At 60.6% G+C, this 16,037-nt stretch carries 18 protein-coding genes; 17 read left to right on the top strand and 1 reads right to left on the bottom strand.

Annotated elements, in window-relative coordinates:
• Nucleotides 1-4 precede the first annotated feature (4 nt).
• The gene (locus ABR39_RS03015) at nt 5-1,222 is read right to left on the bottom strand and encodes an MFS transporter (RefSeq protein ID WP_047345721.1); all 1,218 of its coding nucleotides are present in this window, start codon (nt 1,220-1,222) and stop codon (nt 5-7) included.
• Nucleotides 1,223-1,366: 144 nt separating this feature from the next.
• On the opposite strand from ABR39_RS03015, the gene ABR39_RS03010 reads away from it, so the two are divergent.
• The 17 genes from ABR39_RS03010 to ABR39_RS02930 all read left to right on the top strand — a co-directional run bounded on the left by ABR39_RS03010 (nt 1,367) and on the right by ABR39_RS02930 (nt 16,035).
• Complete coding sequence (locus ABR39_RS03010; RefSeq protein ID WP_047345720.1) at nt 1,367-2,416, top strand: AI-2E family transporter; 1,050 nt, start codon at nt 1,367-1,369, stop codon at nt 2,414-2,416.
• A gap of 150 nt (nt 2,417-2,566) precedes the next feature.
• A complete protein-coding gene (locus ABR39_RS03005) occupies nt 2,567-3,286 on the top strand; it encodes a beta-ketoacyl synthase chain length factor (RefSeq protein WP_047345719.1) in 720 nt (239 codons plus the stop codon).
• On the top strand, nt 3,286-4,101 hold the full coding sequence (locus ABR39_RS03000) for a lysophospholipid acyltransferase family protein (protein ID WP_047345718.1): 816 nt from the start codon (nt 3,286-3,288) through the stop codon (nt 4,099-4,101). Before ABR39_RS03005 ends, ABR39_RS03000 begins: the two co-directional genes overlap by 1 nt.
• Complete coding sequence (locus tag ABR39_RS02995; protein ID WP_047345717.1) at nt 4,082-4,339, top strand: phosphopantetheine-binding protein; 258 nt, start codon at nt 4,082-4,084, stop codon at nt 4,337-4,339. The genes ABR39_RS03000 and ABR39_RS02995 overlap by 20 nt, the downstream gene beginning before the upstream one ends.
• 12 nt (nt 4,340-4,351) lie before the next feature.
• A complete protein-coding gene (locus ABR39_RS02990) occupies nt 4,352-4,603 on the top strand; it encodes an acyl carrier protein (protein WP_047345716.1) in 252 nt (83 codons plus the stop codon).
• A complete protein-coding gene (locus ABR39_RS02985; RefSeq protein WP_082132618.1) occupies nt 4,575-5,180 on the top strand; it encodes a hypothetical protein in 606 nt (201 codons plus the stop codon). The genes ABR39_RS02990 and ABR39_RS02985 overlap by 29 nt, the downstream gene beginning before the upstream one ends.
• Complete coding sequence (locus tag ABR39_RS02980) at nt 5,173-6,522, top strand: AMP-binding protein (RefSeq protein ID WP_047345715.1); 1,350 nt, start codon at nt 5,173-5,175, stop codon at nt 6,520-6,522. Before ABR39_RS02985 ends, ABR39_RS02980 begins: the two co-directional genes overlap by 8 nt.
• Nucleotides 6,509-6,862 carry a hydroxymyristoyl-ACP dehydratase gene (locus ABR39_RS02975; RefSeq protein ID WP_047345714.1) on the top strand — a complete coding sequence of 118 codons (354 nt, stop codon included), beginning with the start codon at nt 6,509-6,511 and terminating at the stop codon, nt 6,860-6,862. Before ABR39_RS02980 ends, ABR39_RS02975 begins: the two co-directional genes overlap by 14 nt.
• Nucleotides 6,853-8,544 carry a glycosyltransferase family 2 protein gene (locus ABR39_RS02970; RefSeq protein WP_047345713.1) on the top strand — a complete coding sequence of 564 codons (1,692 nt, stop codon included), beginning with the start codon at nt 6,853-6,855 and terminating at the stop codon, nt 8,542-8,544. Before ABR39_RS02975 ends, ABR39_RS02970 begins: the two co-directional genes overlap by 10 nt.
• 3 nt (nt 8,545-8,547) lie before the next feature.
• Entirely contained in the window at nt 8,548-8,970 is a 423-nt protein-coding gene (locus tag ABR39_RS02965) for an acyl-CoA thioesterase (protein ID WP_047345712.1), read from the top strand.
• A complete protein-coding gene (locus ABR39_RS02960; RefSeq protein WP_047345711.1) occupies nt 8,967-9,572 on the top strand; it encodes a LolA family protein in 606 nt (201 codons plus the stop codon). Before ABR39_RS02965 ends, ABR39_RS02960 begins: the two co-directional genes overlap by 4 nt.
• On the top strand, nt 9,541-11,862 hold the full coding sequence (locus ABR39_RS02955; protein WP_047345710.1) for an MMPL family transporter: 2,322 nt from the start codon (nt 9,541-9,543) through the stop codon (nt 11,860-11,862). The genes ABR39_RS02960 and ABR39_RS02955 overlap by 32 nt, the downstream gene beginning before the upstream one ends.
• Nucleotides 11,862-12,440, top strand: a complete 579-nt coding sequence (locus ABR39_RS02950; RefSeq protein ID WP_047345709.1) for a DUF3261 domain-containing protein — start codon at nt 11,862-11,864, stop codon at nt 12,438-12,440. Before ABR39_RS02955 ends, ABR39_RS02950 begins: the two co-directional genes overlap by 1 nt.
• A 1-nt stretch (nt 12,441) precedes the next feature.
• Nucleotides 12,442-13,611 (top strand): beta-ketoacyl-[acyl-carrier-protein] synthase family protein, encoded by a 1,170-nt coding sequence (locus ABR39_RS02945; protein WP_047345708.1) that lies wholly within the window; start codon nt 12,442-12,444, stop codon nt 13,609-13,611.
• On the top strand, nt 13,608-14,081 hold the full coding sequence (locus tag ABR39_RS02940; RefSeq protein WP_047345707.1) for a 3-hydroxy-fatty acyl-ACP dehydratase: 474 nt from the start codon (nt 13,608-13,610) through the stop codon (nt 14,079-14,081). The genes ABR39_RS02945 and ABR39_RS02940 overlap by 4 nt, the downstream gene beginning before the upstream one ends.
• On the top strand, nt 14,078-14,809 hold the full coding sequence (locus ABR39_RS02935; protein WP_047345706.1) for a 3-ketoacyl-ACP reductase FabG2: 732 nt from the start codon (nt 14,078-14,080) through the stop codon (nt 14,807-14,809). The genes ABR39_RS02940 and ABR39_RS02935 overlap by 4 nt, the downstream gene beginning before the upstream one ends.
• Nucleotides 14,806-16,035: a beta-ketoacyl-ACP synthase gene (locus tag ABR39_RS02930; RefSeq protein ID WP_047345705.1), complete on the top strand. Its 1,230-nt coding sequence runs from the start codon at nt 14,806-14,808 to the stop codon at nt 16,033-16,035. Before ABR39_RS02935 ends, ABR39_RS02930 begins: the two co-directional genes overlap by 4 nt.
• Nucleotides 16,036-16,037: the final 2 nt, after the last annotated feature.

The following is a 16,037-nucleotide window of genomic DNA, read 5'->3' as shown; positions in this document are numbered from 1 at the left end:
GTCTTCACGATGATGACGTGGCCTCCGGTGCCTGCACCGGGGGCCATTTTTTTAGCCGCCACGTCAGCATCAGGGCGATAACCACCAGGCCCGCCGCAGCAAGATAGATAACCGGAACCCCTGCCCAGCTCATCACCAGCCCCGCCAGCGGGCCGGTAATCCCTAAAGACATATCCATAAAGACCGTATAGGTCGCCAGCGCCGCCCCCTGGTTCTGCTGCGGCACGGCTTTGACCGCCACCACGCCCAGCGCCGGGAAGACCAGTGAAAAACCCGCCCCCGCGAGGAATACGCCCACTTTCGCGACCCACGGCACCATGGCGATGCCGGTCAACAGCAGCCCGACGATTTCGACCGCAAAACAGATCATCGCCACATTCAGCCCGCCCAGGCGGTTGATACCGTTAGGGAAAAGTAAACGCGCGCCCACAAACGCGCAGCTGAACAGGGTTAGCGCAAAGGCTGCGCCGTCCCAGCCTTTGGCGTCATAGAACAGGGTAATGAAGGTCGCAATGACACCGAAGCCGGTGGTCGCCAGCGCCAGCGCCATGCCGTACGGCCAGACGCGCCCCAGCACCGCCCGAAACGGCAGCGGCTTGCCCTTGCTGGCCTTCACCTTCGGGCGCGGCAGCGCAAAGAGGATTGCCAGAAGTGCGACCGCCATAATGGTGATGGCCAGCCCGTACAGGCCGCCAAACGCATAGCAGGCCACGCCGAGCGGTGCACCGAGCGCCATCGCGCCGTAGGTAACAATACCGTTCCAGGAGATCACCCGGCCAATGTGCGGCGCGCCGACCACCCCCACTCCCCACAGCGTCGAGCCGGTTCCCGCCAGGCTTTGCCCAATGCCCAGGATAACGCGCCCTAGGCAGAGCAGCACCAGGCTGACCAGCGGCCAGTGGCTGGTTGTGGCAGCCAGCAGGTAGCTCAGGCCGCTCAGGAAACAGCCGCACAACCCGACCACCACGATGCTTTTTGGACCGAACGCGTCCGCGTAGCGCCCGGCATGCGGGCGGCTCAGGAGCGTAGCGAAATACTGCAGGCTAATCACCAGCCCCGCCCAGAAGGCGCTAAAGCCCATGACGTCATGGACATAGCCCGGCAGGACCGCCAGCGGCAGGCCAATGGTCAGATAGCTGGCAAAGTTGAAAATAACGACGGAAACGATGCGCAGATTGAGGCGCAGTCCGCTCAGTGCCGGTTCAGCGGCAGGTTCGGGCATGGGGTTCTACCTGATTTTTTGCAACAGTGTTTCACTATTACCACGCCACAATAAGAAAATCAGCACCGACTTTCAGATTAACGGATCCAGACGAAGCGAAGCCCGGGCACTACACTTACCGGGTCATCACACTAAGGAACGCGCATGACTCCTAATCCGTCCGACAAAGCAGGACTCCACATCTTATTAAAACTCGCCTGTCTGGTGGTTATCCTTGCGGGTATCCATTCTGCCGCCGACATTATTGTTCAGCTCCTGCTGGCGCTCTTTTTTGCCATTGTGCTTAATCCGCTGGTTACCTGGTTTTTACGCCGGGGCGTCAGCCGACCGGTGGCGATCACCATCGTAGTTATCGTCATGCTGATTGCCCTGACGGCGCTTTTCGGCGTACTGGCGGCCTCGCTGAGCGAGTTCTCAACGATGCTGCCGCAGTACAACAAAGAGCTGACGCGGAAGATCGTGGCGCTGCAGGAGATGGTACCTTTCCTTAATCTGCATATCTCACCCGAACGGATGCTGCGCCGGATGGATTCAGAGAAAGTCATGACCTACGCCACTACCTTGATGACAGGGCTTTCCGGCGCGATGGCCAGCATTCTGCTGCTGGTCATGACGGTGGTGTTTATGCTGTTCGAAGTGCGCCACGTTCCCTACAAGCTGCGCTTTGCGCTGAATAATCCTCAGATTCACATTGCCGGCTTGCACCGGGCGCTAAAGGGCGTCTCCAAATATCTGGCGCTGAAAACGCTCCTGAGCGTATGGACCGGGGTCATTGTCTGGCTGGGGCTGATGCTGATGGACGTGCAGTTCGCGCTGATGTGGGGCGTACTGGCCTTTCTGCTGAACTACGTGCCGAATATTGGCGCGGTGCTCTCTGCCGTACCGCCGATGATTCAGGCGTTTCTGTTTAACGGTTTCTACGAATGCATGCTAGTCGGCGCGCTGTTCCTCGTGGTGCACATGGTGCTGGGCAATATTCTTGAGCCGCGCATGATGGGGCACCGGCTCGGCATGTCGACGCTGGTGGTATTTTTATCCTTACTGGTTTGGGGATGGCTGCTGGGCCCGGTCGGCATGCTGCTCTCGGTCCCTCTGACAAGCGTGTGTAAGATCTGGATGGAGACCACCAAAGGCGGCAGCAAGCTGGCCATTCTGCTGGGGCCTGGCAGACCTAAAAGCCGGCTTCCGGGTTAAGCGTCTGGGGTAGAACGGAACATTACTCTACGGGAAATTTTTAGGAGAAACGTTATTCGCAAGCCTGCGACAACACTGTACGATGTACGCTGAAACATCGCGCTTGCGAAGAAAACATTACAGAAACAGGTTTATCGCGGACGCGCTTAGATGAAATTCACACTCTCTATTATCGACTGGCAGGCAAGAGCGCCAGGACTCAGCGATGCCGACGCATGGCAGGCATGGTCGCGCCAGTCCGAAGCCATCGATCCCGCCGCGCCGCTTGCGAAACCGACCGAACTGCCGATGATGACCGCCCGCCGCCTCAATTCTGGCAGCAAGCTGGCGGTCGATATCGGCCTTGCGATGCTTCGCAAACATCGTATTGATGCCGTGGTCTACAGCAGTCGCCATGGCGAACTTGAACGCAACTATCGTATTCTGCACGCGCTGGCGACGGAGCAGCCCGTCTCCCCCACCGATTTTGCGATGTCCGTCCACAATGCCGCGGTCGGCAACCTCACGATTACCGCGGGTCAGCCGATTGTCTCATCCTCGGTCTCCGCCGGTATGGACACTTTCCAGCAAAGTTTGTGCGAAGTGTTGAGTTTGCTCCACGCGGGCTACGCCCGCATTTTGCTGGTAGATTTTGACGGCGTACTGCCCGAGTTTTATCAAACCGCACTCCCGCCGCAGATGCCCGTCTGGCCTTACGCCCTTGCGCTGGTGATTGAAGCCGGAGACACGCTCTGCTGTGAAACCCGGCCCGCAAGCGCAGGTGAAGAGCCGGCGCTGCCGCAAAGCCTTCAGTTCCTGCGACATTATCTGAGCGACGCGCAGCGATTTGCCCTTGCGGGCGAACGTATGCAGTGGCAGTGGACGCGCTAATGAGCCGGTTCCTGTCCCGTCTCGATCGGTTATGGCGCATGCTGATGACCGGATTCTGCTTCGCGCTGTTTGGCCTCGGCGGGCTGCTGCTGTCGCTGGTCTGGTTTAACCTGCTGCTGGTTTTCCAGCGCGATCGCGCGAAGCGCCGCCGGCTGGCGCGACGCAGCATTTCCGCCAGCTTTCGGCTGTTCCTGGCGGTCGTTCGCGGGACTGGCGTACTGGATTACCGCTTTACCAACCTGGACGTTCTGCGCGCCGAGCGCGGCTGCCTGGTGATCGCGAACCACCCTTCGCTGCTGGACTATGTGATCCTCGCGTCGGTCATGAACGAAACCGACTGTCTGGTGAAAAGCGCGCTGCTGCGTAACCCCTTTGTCAGCGGCGTGATTCGCGCAGCCGACTACCTGATCAACAGCGAAGCAGAAACGCTGCTTCGTGCCAGCCAGCAGCGCCTGGCGCAAGGGGAGACTCTGCTTATCTTTCCGGAAGGCACCCGCACCCGCGTGGGCGAAGCCATTACCCTGCAGCGGGGAGCGGCGAATATCGCCGTTCGTTGCAACCGATCCCTGCGCGTGGTGGTGATCCACTGCAGCGAACGCATGCTGGATAAACAGAGTCGCTGGTACAATGTGCCGCCCAAAAAACCTGTTTTTACCGTGGATGTTCGTGAACGCATCAACATTCATGATTTTTACGATGCAAGCCAGCATGAACCTGCGCTGGCGGCAAGGCAGTTAAACCGGCATATGCAGCAGCAATTAACATCCGGTCTTCAATCTTTGTCAGGAATGAAAGATGCAAGCGCTCTACCTTGAAGTTAAGAATCTCATTATCTCTACGCTGAATCTGGAAGAACTTACCCCAGAGGATATCGATACCGACGCTCCGCTGTTTGGCGACGGGCTGGGTCTGGACTCTATTGATGCCCTGGAGCTGGGGCTGGCCGTGAAAAATCAGTACGGCGTAGTGCTTTCTGCCGAAAGTGACGAGATGCGTCAGCACTTCTATTCCGTTGCCACGCTCGCTGCTTTTATCCATCAACAACGCGCCTGAGAATGACCCGCTATGACAGAACAAGAAACGATTTATCAGGAAGTCTCTGCGCTTCTTATTAAGCTGTTTGAACTCAACCCTGAGGACATCACGCCACAAGCCCGTCTTTACGAAGATCTGGATCTCGACAGCATTGATGCCGTGGACATGGTGGTTAACCTGCAGAAGAAAACGGGTCATAAAATTAAACCTGAAACCTTCAAAGCGGTGCGTACCGTTCAGGACATCGTGGACGTTGTGGAACAACTCCAGCGCGAAGCCTGACGTGCCTTCCCTACCGCTCATCCCGATACTGACGGGCCTGATGCTGCTGGCATGGCCGTTTTTGATTGGCTATGGCCTTGCAAGCCACCGTTTGCAGTGGATATTGCCCGTCATGGTGCTGCTGTTATTGCTGCGTTTATATCAGGCGCGCCGGCATCGCGGTCCCCTGCGCTACGTGTTCCTGAGCGTGACCCTGGCCGGGGTGGTGCTGTGCATGGCGAGCGCGCTTCTGCACGCTCACCAGTGGGTACTGTTTTATCCGGTGGTCGTCAATCTGGTAATGCTGTTGGTGTTTGGGGGGTCACTATGGACAACCATGCCGATGGTAGAACGGCTGGCGCGGATACGTGAACCCCATCTGTCGCCGGCAGGGGTTCGCTACACGCGCAAGGTCACTCAAGTCTGGTGCGGCTTTTTTATCGGCAACGGGGCAATCGCGCTGTTTACCGTGCTGTACGCCGACATGCGCCTGTGGACGCTGTGGAACGGGGTCATTGCCTACATCCTGATGGGAACGCTGATGGCCTCCGAGTGGCTGGTGCGCCAGCGGGTGATGAAAAGAGAGAACGATGCGTAAACCCCTTCCTCTTAGCCAGTGGCTAAATGCCCCGCGTCCTGATGACGCGCCGATCGCCTGGCTCGACGAACGAGTCTGGACGCTCGGCGACCTGCGCCACGATGTGACGCGGCTGGTCGACATGCTGCGTCAGGAGGAGGGCGAGCGCTGGGCGCTCTGTTTTGAAAACGGCTATCTTTTTATCGTCGCCCTGCTGGCGACGCTGCATGCGGGTAAAACGCCCGTGCTCCCCGGCCACAGCCGGGCTGCGCAGCTCAATGAACAGCGGGCCATGTTCAGCGGCGTTCTGAGCGACACCACGCTCGACTTTTCGGGGCGACAGCGGCTGGTGGTTTCCACGCCGCGGACAGACAACGCCTTTTCTCCCCTGCCCGCCATTGACGATACGCGCGCTATCGAGCTTTTCACCTCTGGCTCCACCGGCTCGCCGCAGCGGGTCATTAAGCCGATTATCAGTCTGGATCGTGAAGCCTGTTTACTCGCTGAGCGGTTTGGCGAGCGGCTGGCGGGCTGTAGCGTCGTGGCTTCCGTGGTGCTCCATCACCTGTATGGCCTGACGTTTCGCGTCGTCTTACCCATGGCGCTCGGCCTGCCGGTGCATGCCCGCCTGCTCAACTATGCCGAGCAGCTCTCGGCCCTGCCCCACGGCAAACGCTATCTTTTCATCAGCAGCCCGGCGTTCCTCAGGCGGCTGGATACGACGCTGACGCCACCCCCTGTTGCCCTGCTCTTCTCCGCAGGGGGCGTGCTGCCCTGGCGGGATATCACCGCGTTTCAGGGCTGGCTCAACGTCTGGCCGGATGAAATCTACGGCAGCACCGAAACGGGAGTGATGGGCTGGCGTCACCGTCAGGAAGAGACGACGCTCTGGCAGCCGTTCCCCGGAGTGACGTTCCACGGCGATCGCGTGACGTCGCCGCTGATCCACGAGCCGGAGGGGGAAGTGCTAAATGATATTCTCCATTTCACGGCGGACGGGCAGTTTACCCTCGTCGGGCGCCGCGATCGGATAGTCAAAATTGAAGATAAACGCGTTTCGCTCGATGAGATTGAGCAGCGGCTGCTGGCGCTGGATGGCATCTGCGACGCCGTCGCGCTGGCGGTCACGCGCGGGGGACGCCAGAGTATTGGCGTGCTGCTGGTGCTCAGCGACGCGGCGCGTTTGCACAGAGATAACGTGGGTAAAAATGCGCAGGAATCCGCCTGGCGTCGCGCGCTTCGCCCCTGCCTTGAACCGGTTGCCGTGCCCCGCTACTGGCGGGTCGTCGATGAAATCCCGGTCAACAGCATGAACAAGCGTGTTTATGCTCAGCTACAGGAGTTGTTTCATGAAACCCCATGAAATTGAACGCCACCAGACCCATCCGGAGCATCTGGAGATAACCCTTTATCTCGATCCTGACCTGCTCTGGTTTAAGGGGCATTTTGCCGTCCAGCCGCTGCTTCCGGGCGTTGCACAACTCGACTGGGTGATGCATTACGCCACCACCCTGCTGGCACCGGGCTACCGCTTTCACAGCATCCAGAATGTGAAGTTTGCTGCCCCGCTTTTGCCGGACAACACGGTGACGCTGATCCTTGACTGGCTCCCCACCCGCCAGATGCTGAGCTTCAGCTACCAGCGCCATGCGGGCAGCGAGCGCCATACCGCCAGCAGCGGGAAGATTCGCCTATGTCAGTAACCTTCCGTCCCTGCGTGCTGATCCCGTGCTACAACCACGGTGCGATGATGGCCTCGGTGCTGGCGCGCCTCGCGCCCTTCGATCTACCCTGTCTGGTGGTGGACGACGGCAGCGATGAACCCACGCGCCACACGCTTGACGATCTCGCTGCGCGCCATCCACAGGTCACGCTGCTGCGGCTGGCAGAAAACAGCGGGAAAGGCGCGGCGGTGATGGCGGGACTGCAAGCCTGCGCAGGGCGCGGCTTCACCCATGCGATCCAGGTGGACGCCGATGGCCAGCACGCCATTGAAGATATCCCCCGCTTTCTGGCGCTGGCGCAGCGTCACCCTGATGCACTGATTTCCGGTCAGCCCGTTTACGATGACTCCATTCCACGCGCGCGCCTGTACGGACGCTGGATAACGCACGTCTGGGTCTGGATTGAAACCCTGTCCCTAGAGCTGAAAGACAGCATGTGCGGCTTTCGGGTCTACCCGATTGCGCCAGTCATGCAGCTTGCCGCACGGACGCCGCTCGGCAAGCGGATGGACTTTGATACGGAAGTGATGGTCCGTCTCTACTGGCAGGGCAATCCGAGCTATTTTCTGCCCACCCGCGTTACCTACCCGCCAGACGGTTTATCCCACTTCGATGCGCTAAAAGATAACGTGCGCATCTCGCTGATGCATACCCGCCTGTTCCTGGGGATGCTGCCGCGCATCCCTTCCCTACTGATGCGCCGTCACCCGCAGCACTGGGCGCAACAGCAGGAGGTCAAAGGACTGTGGGGAATGCGCCTGATGTTACGCGTCTGGCAGCTGCTTGGGCGCAGGGCCTTCACCCTCCTGCTGTGGCCGGTCACGGCCGTTTACTGGCTGACCGCCCGTTCGGCGCGTCAGGCGTCGCGGCAATGGCTGAGGCGCGTTAAGCAGGTTATGGCCCAGCGGCAGATCCCTCAGCCGCCCCGGCTGCACAGCTTTTTCCACTTCCAGCGTTTTGGCCAGGCCATGCTGAATAAAGTGGCCAGCTGGCGCGGGGAGATGCACCTTCATCGCGATCTGGCGTTTGCGCCGGGCGCCAGCGAGGCGCTGGGGCTGGACGATCCTCAGGGCAAACTGCTGCTGGCTTCGCATCTTGGCGACGTGGAAGCCTGCCGGGCGCTGGCCCAGCGTGAAGGGGGGAAAACTATCAACGCGCTGGTCTTTAGCGATAACGCCCAGCGCTTTAAGCAGATCATGGAGGAGATGGCTCCGCAGGCGGGCATTCACCTGATGCCCGTCACCGACATCGGCCCGGAGACCGCTATCCTGATCAAAGAAAAACTGGATCGCGGAGAGTGGGTAGCCATTGTGGGCGATCGTATTGCCGTCACGCCACAGCGCGGCGGCAGCTGGCGCGTGATCTGGAGCGATTTTATGGGCCAGCCCGCGCCGTTCCCGCAGGGGCCATTTATCCTGGCCTCCATTTTACGCTGTCCGGTGGTGCTGATTTTTGCCCTCAGCCAGCAGGGGAAGCTTACTCTGCACTGCGAACCGTTTGCCGACCCGCTGCTCCTGCCGCGCGGTGAACGCCAGCAGGCGCTGCAGCAGACCGTCGATCGCTACGCGCAGCGGCTGGAGCATTACGCCCTGCTGTCGCCGCTCGACTGGTTTAATTTTTTCGATTTCTGGCAGCTGCCCGAGATCGCCGAGAAGGAGTAAAGGGTGCTGACCGATCCCCGCTTTACGACGGAAGTTGAGTTAACCGTTCCGTTCCACGACGTCGACATGATGGGCGTGGTCTGGCACGGCAACTATTTCCGCTACTTTGAGATCGCCCGCGAGGCGCTGCTCAATCAGTTTGACTATGGCTATCGCCAGATGAAGGCCTCGGGCTACGTCTGGCCGGTTGTCGATACGCGTGTGAAATACCGCGATGCGGTGACGTTTGAGCAACGCATTCGCGTCCGCGCGCACGTTGAAGAGTATGAAAACCGCCTGCGCATTGCCTATCAAATTTTCGACGCGCAGACCGGTAAACGGACCACCACCGGCTACACCATCCAGGTGGCGGTAGATGAAGCCACCCGTGAGATGTGCTTCGTAAGCCCGGCAATACTGTTTGAACGAATGGGAGTGACGCCATGAAATGGTTGCTTTTGCTGGCTCTGACGATCAGCCCGCTGGTCAGCGCCGTAACGCTGAATGAACTACAGCAGCGGTTCACAGAGCAACCCGTGGTGCGCGCGCACTTCGAGCAGGTTCGCACCATTAAAGATATGCCGCAGCCGCTGCGTTCGCAGGGCGAGATGCTGATCGCCCGCGATAGCGGCCTGCTGTGGGATCAAAAAGCCCCGTTCCCCATGACGCTGCTGCTGGACGACAAACGGATGGTTCAGGCGATCAACGGCCAGCCACCGCAGACCATTACCGCCGACAATAATCCGCAGATGTTCCAGTTCAACCACCTGCTGCGGGCGTTATTCCAGGCCGACCGCAAGGTGCTGGAAGACAACTTCCGCATCGATTTTAAAGACCTGGGAGAAGGCCGCTGGTCGCTGGTGCTCACACCTAAAACGACGCCGCTGGACAAGATTTTCGCTACCCTCGATTTGGGCGGTGCAACGTATCTGGAATCTGTTCGTCTCAACGACAAGCAGGGCGACCGCACGGATATCACCCTCACCCGCCACCAGCTAACGCCCGCCAGCCTGACCGATGAAGAACGCCAACGCTTTGCCGCACCGTAAATCCCTCCGCCCGGCGCTGCTGTGGGCCACGGTATGCCTGATTCTGCTGGGCGTGCTGCTGTCGCTGCTGCCCGGCGCGCGCCTGAACAGCAGCGTGCTGGCCATGCTGCCGAAACATACGCTGGGGGCCATTCCTCCGGCGCTTAACGACGGATTTATGCAGCGGCTAGACCGCCAGCTGGTCTGGCTGGTCAGCCCCGGCAAAGATCCGGACCCGCGCGTGGCGCAGCAATGGCTGGAACTGCTGCAAAGTAGCGGCTCGCTCAGCGAGGTCAAAGGCCCGATGGACGCCGCCGGGCAAAAGGCCTGGGGAGAATTCTTCTGGCAGCACCGCAACGGCCTGATCGATCCGGCCACCCGCGCCCGCCTGCAAAACGGCGGCGAAGCGCAGGCGCAGTGGATTTTATCCCAGCTCTACTCGGCCTTTTCCGGCGTGAGCGGCAAGGAGCTGCAAAACGATCCGCTGATGCTGATGCGCGGCTCGCAGCTCGCCCTCGCGCAAAACGGCCAGAAAATGCGGCTGATGGACGGCTGGCTGGTCACTAAAGATGAGGCGGGGAACACCTGGTATCTGCTGCACGGCGAGCTGGCGGGCTCGTCGTTCGATATGCAGCAAACTCACCGGCTGGTAACCACCCTTAAGGCGCTGGAGGGGAAGCTAAAAGCGCGCTATCCGCAGGCGCAGCTGCTGTCTCGCGGCACCGTCTTTTACAGCGATTACGCCAGCCAGCAGGCCAAACGAGATATCTCAACGCTCGGCGTCACCACCCTTCTGGGCGTGCTCCTGCTAATTGTGGCGACGTTTCGCTCCCTTCGGCCGCTGCTGCTGTGCGCCATCTCGATTGCCGTCGGCGCGCTGGCGGGCACGGTCGCCACCCTGCTGCTGTATGGAGAGCTGCACCTGATGACGCTGGTGATGAGCATGAGCATCATCGGTATTTCGGCAGATTACACCCTCTACTACCTGACCGAGCGGATGGTGCACGGTCGCGAAAGTTCGCCGTGGCAAAGCCTGGACAAAGTGCGTCATGCCCTGCTGCTGGCGCTCCTGACGACCGTCGTGGCATACCTGATCATGATGCTCGCCCCCTTCCCTGGGATCCGCCAGATGGCGCTGTTTGCCGCCGTGGGGCTGAGCGCGTCCTGTCTGACGGTGATCTTCTGGCACCCCTGGCTGTGCCGCGGTTTGCCGGTGCGCCCGGTTCCGGCCAGGAGATTGATGTCGCGCTGGCTGGTCGCCTGGCAACGTAAAAAGACGCTGGCTGTTGGCCTGCCCATCACGCTGGCGCTCCTTTCCGCCGCAGGGATTAGCACCCTGAGGGTAGACGACGATATTGCCCAGCTACAGGCGCTCCCGAAAGCGATTCTGGCGCAGGAGAAGGCCATTACCGCCCTGACCGGCCAGAGCGTCGATCAGAAGTGGTTTGTGGTTTACGGCGCGTCGGCCCAGCAAACGCTGGAGCGGCTGGAGGCCTTCACCCCGGCGCTGGCGCAGGCGCAAAAAATGGGTGAGCTTGCAGGCTGGCGAACCCTGCCGCTGAACTCGCTGGCGCGTCAAAAAAGCGATCTTGCGCTGTTGCACAACGCCGCGCCTGCGGTCACGAACGTGCTGCGCAATGCGGGGCTTAATGCCGTCTCACCGAATCTGGATGCCATGCCGGTCAGCGTGGACGCATGGCTTGCCAGCCCTGCCAGCGAAGGCTGGCGTCTGCTCTGGCTGACCCTGCCAGGCGGGGAAAGTGGCGTGCTCGTCCCGGTGGACGGCGTCAAAAACAGCGCGGCACTCAGCGAGCTGGCCGCCCGCCATAACGGGGTTGTCTGGGTCGATCGCAAGGCCAGCTTTGACAGCCTGTTTGCCCTCTACCGCACCCTGCTGACGGGGCTACTGTGCGTGGCGCTGGCGGTGATTGCCTGCGGCGCGATAATTCGTCTTGGCTGGCGCCGGGGGCTTATTAGCCTCGTGCCCTCGGTGCTGTCGCTCAGCTGCGGGCTGGCGGCGCTGGCCGTCGCCGGGCATTCGGTTAATCTGTTTTCACTGCTGGCGCTGGTGCTAGTCCTCGGCATTGGCATCAACTACACGCTGTTTTTCAGCAACCCGCGCGGCACGCCGCTGACGTCGATGCTGGCCATCACCCTGGCGATGATGACCACGCTGCTGACGCTGGGCATGCTGGTGTTCAGCGCGACGCAGGCCATCAGCAGCTTTGGTATCGTGCTGGTAAGCGGTATTTTTACTGCCTTCCTGCTGGCTCCGCTGGCGATGCCGGTTAAGAACGAGAGAAAAGGATAATGAACGCTTTATACCGCGCCGCCGCGCTGGCCGCGACGCTGCTGCTGGCAGGCTGCAGCCATTCGACCGATACTGAAGGGACGCGCCCGCAGGCCTGGCTCCAGCCGGGAACCAAAGTCACGCTGCCGCCGCCCGGCATTACCCCGGCTATCCGCTCACAGCAGTTACTGACCGGCCGATTTAACGGTCAGACCCAGTCGCTGCTGGTTCTGCTGAACGCTGACGGGCAAAAGGTGACGCTGGCCGGGCTCTCCTCGGTTGGGATCCGTCTGTTCCTCGCGACCTATGACAGCACCGGGATCCATACCGAGCAGTCTGTCGCTATGCCGCAGCTGCCGCCAGCCAGCCAGGTGCTGGCGGATGTGATGCTCAGCCACTGGCCGCTCAGCGCCTGGCAGCCGCAGTTGCCGAAAGGCTGGACGCTAAACGATACTGACACCCGACGCGAACTGCGTAACCCCGACGGCAAGCTGGTGACCGAGATTGTCTATCTACAGCGCAAAGGGAAGCGCGAGCCGATCGGCATCGAGCAGCACGTTTTTAAATACCACATCACCATTCAATATCTGGGTGACTGAGATGATTTACATTTCCGCGGTTGGCATGGTCAACGCGCTGGGCAACTCGGCCGACGAGATTGCGGCAAACCTGAACGCCGGGGTAGCTCCCGGTATGCGTCCCCGCGCCGGGTGGCTACAGGGGATGCCCGACGCCGTGCTAGGCGGCGTTGAGGGTGAACTGCCGCCAATACCGGATAGCCTGTCAGCGCACCGCAGCCGTAACAATCAGCTTTTGCTGGCCGCGCTGGCGCAGATTCAGCCCGCCGTCGAGGCAGCCATTGCGCGCGTGGGGCGCGACCGTGTGGCGGTGGTGCTTGGCACCAGCACCTCGGGGCTGGATGAAGGCGATGAGTACGTGCGCCTTTCCCTGAACGGAGAACCCAGCCCACAATGGCAGTATCCGCAACAGGAGCTGGGTGACCCCTCCCGCTTCCTGGCCAACTGGCTGCAGCTGGACGGTCCGGCGTATACCATCTCGACAGCATGCTCCTCCAGCGCCCGGGCGATTATCAGCGGACAGCGTCTGATCGACGCCGGACTGGTGGACGTGGCGATTGTTGGCGGCGCAGATAGCTTAAGTCGGATGCCGGTCAACGGATTCAACAGCCTTGAGTCGCTCTCGCCCACGCGGTGCGAACCGTTTGGCCGCGACCGCCGGGGGATCACCATCGGTGAAGCGGCGGCGTTGATGGTGCTGACCCGCGAACCGGATCGGGTTGCGCTGCTGGGTGCGGGGGAATCGAGCGATGCTTACCATATCTCTGCCCCACATCCGCAGGGGGAAGGCGCCCTTCGCGCCATTACCCAGGCGCTGAATGAGGCGGGCATGACGGCGGATGACGTGGGCTATATCAACCTGCACGGCACCGCGACCCCTCTTAACGATCGGATAGAGGCGACCGTGATTAACGCCCTCTTTGGCGACCGGGTACCGTGCAGCTCCACCAAACATCTTACCGGCCATACGCTTGGCGCGGCCGGGATCACCGAAGCGGCGTTAAGCTGGCTAATCCTGACCCGCGACCTGCCGCTGCCGCCGCAGGATTTTGCCCGCTACGCGCCAGACGACACGCTGCCTCCCTGCGGCTTACTGCATAAGAGCGTCGCGCTGAAAAAGCCGGTGATTTTATCGAACTCATTCGCCTTCGGCGGTAACAACGCCAGCCTGCTGCTGGGGAGAGTGTCATGAGCTATTTATCCCCCAGCGACTACCTTCCTCACGACGCGCCGATGATGCTGCTGGAGCGCGTTGAGAATATTACCGACAGCGGCGCGGCGTGCAGCGTCACGGTCGACGGGCACGGTGTGCTTGCCCCCTTCCTGAACGCTGACGGCGATCTGCCTGGCTGGTTTGCGCTGGAACTGATGGCCCAGACCGTGGGCGTCTGGTCGGAATGGCAACGTCTGCAGAAAGGCCTGCCCCACAGCGCGCTTGGCATGGTGCTGGGTGCGCGCGAGCTGGTCTGCGGCGCAGGACGCTTTGCCGCAGGCACCACGTTAACCATTTCCATCGAACGCCTGATGCAGGATGAACGCTTTGGCAGCTTTGAATGCATCATCCAGGCAGATAACGTCCCTCTTGCCACGGGCCGCGTGAATACCTTCCAGCCCAGCGAGGAAGAATTAACCTCACTTTTCACTCAGGGAGCTCCATCATGACACGTTCCGTACTGGTCACCGGTGCCAGCAAAGGCATTGGCCGCGCCATCGCCCGTCAGCTTGCGGCCGACGGTTTCACCGTGGGCGTGCATTACCATCGTGATGCTGACGGCGCCAGGGAGACGCTGGATGATATTGTTCAGGCCGGTGGAACGGGCCGTTTGCTTACGTTTGACGTGGGCAATCGCGAGCAGTGCCGTGAGGTTCTGGAACAGGAAATCAGTACGTTTGGCGCGTGGTATGGCGTGGTCAGTAATGCCGGAATTACCCGCGATGGCGCGTTTCCGGCGCTCAGCGAAGAGGACTGGGATAGCGTCATCCATACCAACCTCGACAGTTTTTATAACGTCATTCACCCCTGCATTATGCCGATGATAAGAACCCGCAAAGGCGGGCGAATTATCACCCTGTCATCCGTTTCAGGCGTGATGGGCAACCGTGGCCAGGTGAACTACAGCGCCGCCAAAGCCGGTATTATCGGCGCCACCAAGGCCCTGGCCATTGAGCTAGCAAAGCGCAAAATCACCGTGAACTGCATCGCACCCGGGCTGATTGATACCGGCATGATCGAGATGGAAGAGGCCGCGCTGAAGGAGGCCATGTCCATGATCCCTATGCAACGCTTGGGCCAGGCCGACGAGGTGGCCGGGCTGGCGAGCTATCTGATGTCGGACCGGGCAGGCTACGTGACTCGCCAGGTTATCTCGATCAACGGAGGGATGCTATGACGCGTCGGGTGGTGATTACGGGGATGGGGGGCGTGACCGCCTTTGGCGAGCACTGGCTGACCATTTCACAGCGGCTGCTCGGCTACGAAAATGCCGTGCGCACCATGAATGAGTGGCGGGAGTATGACGGCCTGCAAACGCTGCTGGCTGCGCCCATCGAGGATTTCACCCTCCCGGCACACTATACCCGTAAGCGCATTCGCGCCATGGGCCGCGTGTCGCTGCTCTCAACCCGCGCCACCGAGCTGGCGCTTGAGCAGGCGGGATTGATCGATGACGCGGTGCTGACCCAGGGTCAAACCGGCATCGCCTACGGATCGTCGACGGGCAGCACGGGGCCGGTCAGCGACTTCGCCTCCATGCTTATGGAAAAACACACCAATAACATCACCGGCACCACCTATGTGCAGATGATGCCGCACACTACTGCGGTCAATACCGGGCTGTTCTTTGGTCTGCGGGGGCGCGTCATTCCCACGTCGAGCGCCTGTACCTCCGGCAGCCAGGCAATTGGTTACGCCTGGGAAGCCATTCGCCACGGCTATCAAACCGTCATGGTCGCCGGGGGAGCCGAGGAGCTTTGTCCGTCAGAAGCGGCGGTATTTGATACGTTGTTCGCCACCAGCCAGCGCAACGACGCGCCGAAAACCACGCCGTCACCGTTCGATACAGAGCGCGATGGCTTGGTCATCGGTGAAGGGGCCGGCACGCTGATTCTGGAAGAGCTGGAGCACGCCAAAGCGCGCGGGGCGACCATCTATGGCGAAATCGTGGGCTTTGCCACCAACTGCGATGCGGCGCATATCACCCAGCCACAGCGTGAAACCATGCAGATTTGCATGGAGCAATCGCTGGAGATGGCGGGCTTAAGCGCCACGGACATAGGGTATATTTCCGCCCATGGTACCGCCACCGATCGCGGCGATATTGCCGAAAGCCAGGCCACGGCAGCCATCTATGGCGACAGGGTGGCCATCTCTTCGCTGAAGAGCTATTTTGGCCACACGTTAGGGGCCTGCGGCGCGCTGGAAGCGTGGATGAGCGTGCAGATGATGCGTGAAGGCTGGTTTGCCCCGACGCTCAATTTAAAGCAACCGGATGAGCAATGCGGTGCTTTAGATTATATTATGGGAGAAGCCCGCCAGATCGACTGCGAGTATCTGCAAAGCAATAACTTCGCGTTTGGCGGCATCAACACCTCGATTATCATTAAACGCTGGGCGTAACT

The organism is Enterobacter genomosp. O, from assembly GCF_001022965.1.
Taxonomy (GTDB): Bacteria; Pseudomonadota; Gammaproteobacteria; order Enterobacterales; family Enterobacteriaceae; genus Enterobacter; species Enterobacter cloacae_L.
This window is presented reverse-complemented; position numbering and strand designations above follow the sequence as displayed.